4 protein-coding genes are annotated in these 3,302 nt (G+C 65.4%); all 4 read left to right on the plus strand.

All coding sequences use genetic code 11. The annotated features are described in order from the left end of the window. Positions 1-20: 20 nt before the first annotated feature. The 4 genes from VFA16_RS14640 (at position 21) to VFA16_RS14655 (ending at position 3,134) form a co-directional block, all read left to right on the plus strand. Positions 21-323 carry a DUF3349 domain-containing protein gene (locus VFA16_RS14640; protein WP_324968512.1) on the plus strand — a complete coding sequence of 101 codons (303 nt, stop codon included), beginning with the start codon at positions 21-23 and terminating at the stop codon, positions 321-323. A 50-nt stretch (positions 324-373) separates the two neighbouring features. Further along, the gene (gene menE / locus VFA16_RS14645; RefSeq protein WP_414687725.1) at positions 374-1,462 is read left to right on the plus strand and encodes an o-succinylbenzoate--CoA ligase; all 1,089 of its coding nucleotides are present in this window, start codon (positions 374-376) and stop codon (positions 1,460-1,462) included. 146 nt (positions 1,463-1,608) lie between these two features. After that, the gene (locus tag VFA16_RS14650; RefSeq protein ID WP_324968514.1) at positions 1,609-2,067 is read left to right on the plus strand and encodes a hypothetical protein; all 459 of its coding nucleotides are present in this window, start codon (positions 1,609-1,611) and stop codon (positions 2,065-2,067) included. Continuing rightward, entirely contained in the window at positions 2,064-3,134 is a 1,071-nt protein-coding gene (locus VFA16_RS14655; RefSeq protein WP_324968515.1) for an HTTM domain-containing protein, read from the plus strand. The genes VFA16_RS14650 and VFA16_RS14655 overlap by 4 nt, the downstream gene beginning before the upstream one ends. The last annotated feature ends 168 nt before the right edge of the window (positions 3,135-3,302 follow it).

A 3,302-nucleotide genomic window follows, 5' to 3' on the forward strand; every position in this document is an offset into this window, starting at 1 on the left:
CCCGCGGAAGTTGACGGACTGTGAACCGATTCCTCACCTCGATCGTCGCCTGGCTGCGCGCCGGCTATCCAGAAGGCGTGCCGCCGACCGACTACTTTCCGCTATTGGCTCTGCTGTCACGACGGCTGACCAATGACGAAGTCAAGGCCGTCGCCCATGAACTGATGCAGCGCGGCGATTTCGACCACATCGACATCGGCGCGACGATCACCCAGTTCACCGACGACCTGCCGGCGCCCGAGGACATCGAACGGGTGCGGGCACGGTTGGCTGCCAAGGGCTGGCCGCTCGATGACGTCCGCGAGGGCGAGGGCCGCGGATAGCCGTTCTGCGCGCAGTTGCCGTTTCGCCGGGCTCAGCGGCGACGTCTCTGCTGCCCGCGTTGGAAGGCGTTCTCGCCGGCCGCGAACCCGCGCTTGTCCCCGTGCGCTCCGGTGAGACGTTGCCTGCGTTGCGGATAGGCGAGGAGATCGACGACGATATCGCGCTGGTGGTGACGACGTCGGGAACCACCGGTGCACCCAAGGGTGCGATGCTGACCGCCGCCGCGTTAACCGCCAGCGCAAAGGCCACGCACGCCCGTCTGGGCGGCCCCGGCCGTTGGCTGCTGGCCCTGCCGCCGTATCACATCGCCGGCGTGCAGGTGCTGGTGCGAAGCGTCCTGGCCGGCACGGTTCCCGTCGAGATGGATGTCTCTGCGGGTTTCGATGTCGCCGAATTGCCCAGTGCAGTAGGGCATTTGGGGTCGGGCCGGCGATACGCATCGTTAGTGGCTGCCCAGTTGGCCAAGGCGCTGACCGACCCCGAAGCGACCGATGCGCTGGCCGAATTGGATGCCGTGCTGATCGGCGGTGGCCCGGCGCCGAAATCGGTGCTGGAAGCTGCTGCTGCAGCGGGAATTTCGGTGGTGCGCACCTACGGGATGAGCGAGACCGCGGGTGGCTGTGTCTACGACGGCGTCCCGCTCGAGGAGGTGCGACTGCGCATCGGTGCTGACGGGCGCATCGTGGTCGGCGGCGCGACGCTGGCTCGCGGATACCGCAACCCGGTCGATCCCGACCCGTTTGCCGAGCCGGGCTGGTTTTACACCAACGACGTTGGTGCACTGGATGACTCAGGGCGGCTCAGCGTGCTGGGCAGGATCGATGAGGCGATCAGCACTGGTGGATTGACGGTGCTTCCACAACCCGTGGAGGCTGCCTTGCTGACCCATCCGGCGGTGCGCGACTGTGCGGTCTTCGGCGTGGACGACGAGCGGCTGGGACAACGGGTCGTCGCTGCGGTCGTGCCGCGGCGAGGGTGCACCGCGCCGACGCTGGACGGGCTGCGCACGCATGTCGCGCGGACGCTCGACGTCACCGCGGCACCACGCGAGCTGCATATCGTCGATGCGCTGCCGATGCGCGGTATCGGGAAGGTGGATCGGCAAGCATTGGCCCGCCGGTTCGGCGGGCGCAGCTGACCCTGATCGGCTAGAAAGCAAGGTCAGACTCTCCGGATAGCGGTCGATGAGAGAAGGGGCGTGCGCTGGACCTGAGGAAGCTCTCGCTGATCGGGCAGCGATTCGAGAGCTGGCGTGTTGGCGAGGCAGCGATTAGCTGCTTGGTCGTGGTCGTGCTGATCATCGGCGTGGTGTGGAGCTTGCCCGATGCTGCATTCAAGCGGCGGCTGATGCCGGTGCTGCAGCCGGTCGCGTCGGCGGCTGGTCTAGAGCAGAACTGGCGGATGTACGCCCCGGAACCGCTGCGGCGCCTTGAGTACGTCGAGGTGCGTGTCACCATGGCCGATGGCGCGCAACGGGCGTGGACGAATCCGCGCGGTGACCGTGTGGTGGGGGCGTTTTCGTGGTATCGCTGGCAGAAGGCCAAGGAGAACTTAGTACGCCAGCCCACTAGTCGAGTTGGCTTGGCGCACTGGGTTGTTCACCGGCTCACCGGTCGCGATGAGCACGTGGTACGAGTGCAGATAATTTTGCGCACCGAATTGCTCCCGCCGCCCGGCGCCGATGGCCCGCGCACCATCGGCGAGGAAATCCTTTACGACGAGACCTTGACCGGCAAGCGATGAGCGCACATGAAAGCCACCAGCAGCCGTGGGTGGCCGCAGTCGAAAGCTGGCGGACATTTTGGTTCCGCTCGCAACCTGCCTACACCCTCGGTCTGGTCAGGATTGCGTTCGCCGCGGTGGCGCTGGGCTGGACGGTCTCATTGCTACCCGATCTGGATGAGTTGTTCGGGCCGCACGGAATCGCGCCGCAGCAGCCCGGGGGAAGTTTTCAGTGGGGCCTTTTCGCGATCTGGAACAGTGACCGCGCGCTGCTTATCGGATGGGCCGTGCTGCTGGTTTCTTCGCTGGCGCTGATGATCGGATGGCACAGCCGATTGGCCGCACTCGGCGTGTTTGTGCTCATATTGTCCTTCGAACACCGCAACCCGTGGGTATGGAACTCCGGCGATCTCCTTGTGCGGCTTGAGGCGTTGTTCCTTGCGCTTTCACCGTGCGGCGCGGCGTTGTCGCTCGACCAGCGACGCCGCACTGGGATCTTCTGGTCGGCGCAGCAGCGCCCACAGTGGCCGGTTCGATTGATGCAACTGCAGTTGTCGCTGATCTATTTGGCGTCGGCGCTGAGCAAGGTCAACGGCAGCGCCTGGCCTGAGGGCACTGCCGTGTCCTACGCGCTGCGACTGCAAGACATGCTGCTGATTCCCACGCCGCATTGGTTCGCCAACAACGCGCTGCTGATGAACGCCGTGACCTGGGGAACGCTTGCCGTTGAGCTGTCTGTTGGAATCCTGGTGTGGAACAGGCGCTTACGGCCGTGGGTGCTGGCCGCGGGCGTGGTCATGCACACGATGATCATGATTGCGATCGCCGTGGGTTTTTTCAGCGTGGCGATGTTCGTGCTTTATCTCGCGTTTGTTCAGCCCGAGACTGCGCAACGACTTCCGCGCAGCATCAAACAAATGGCAACGAAGCTGGCGATGCAGGTTCGTGGGCGATGGCGGCGTAGTCGATTACGCGGTAAGGAAACACCGAAAGAGGAAGGGGTCGTCCCCGCGGGCAGTTCCGCCAGTCGGGCGGATCACGGTGGCGAACCGGATGTGAACATCGCCGAGGAAAAGCCAACCCCGTAAGCGCCGGTGCGCCGGAATTAGTGGTGGAAGCCGCCGGTCGTGCCGCCACCAGTCGTGCCGCCGCCGGTCGTGCCGCCACCAGTCGTTCCACCACCAGTTGTGCCGCCGCCAGTGGTACCGCCAGTCGTGCCACCGCCAGTGGTACCGCCCGTGCCGCCTCCGGTTGTG

The organism is Mycobacterium sp., from assembly GCF_035653355.1.
GTDB lineage: Bacteria > Actinomycetota > Actinomycetes > Mycobacteriales > Mycobacteriaceae > Mycobacterium.

Coding starts and splice junctions, on each gene's coding strand:
- VFA16_RS14655 (WP_324968515.1), top strand. CDS start 2,064: ATGAGCGCACATGAAAGCCACCAGCAGCCGTGGGTGGCCGCAGTCGAA.